This is a genomic window from Pseudomonas sp. 10S5 (assembly GCF_035019745.1).
Classification (GTDB): domain Bacteria; phylum Pseudomonadota; class Gammaproteobacteria; order Pseudomonadales; family Pseudomonadaceae; genus Aquipseudomonas.
In genome coordinates, this window is the sequence record NZ_JASJVL010000047.1 from 1 (window position 1) to 632 (window position 632).

The 632-nt window shown below is 58.2% G+C and carries 1 pseudogene; it reads right to left on the bottom strand.

The features are described from left to right. Positions 1 to 632, bottom strand: a pseudogene (locus tag QN378_RS23310) (type I secretion target); the annotation flags it as partial.

Here is a 632-nt window from a genome sequence, read left to right on the forward strand (position 1 = left end):
CCAACAATCGGACCGCTCGGAATGCGATCAGCGCCTTGGATGTCGTTGGTCAGCACGTTACCGGTCAGGGTAAGCAGACTTTCGGACGCTATGTTTAGGTTGCTGTCGTTGATCGCGGTGGGTACGTCATCCACCACACTGACGTTCAACGAAGCATTACTCACCGAGCCTTCCGTGTCGGTGGCAACCACATTGAAATGTTCGATAAGGCTGTTGGCGCCGTCGCCCGTCGGGTGGGTATCGGCGCCGTTCAAGGTGTAGCTGTAAGTGACTACGCCGGTTGCGGTGTTAAAACCGGTGATGGTCAGGGTGTTACCCAACCCGGTGGTTAACGATTGGCCGACACCACTGGCCACCCCCGCCGCCACCACATTAAGGCCGCCGATGGACAGGCTTTGCAGGCCGTCGGCGGCAGTCACGGTGAACGTGCCGGTTTGCGTCAGCGCAGCAGCATCCGGGCTGCTGCCAGTGCCAAGGTTTTTTTCATAAACCGTAGCGTCAGTGCCCTCGCCGTTCAAACCGGTTATCAGTACCGGGTCATCGTTGTTGTGAACCTGCAACACCAGGTTTGCCTGGCTGGTGTCGCCGTCCGCATCCTTGAGGGTGTAGGTGAACGTATCAGTGCCATTGCC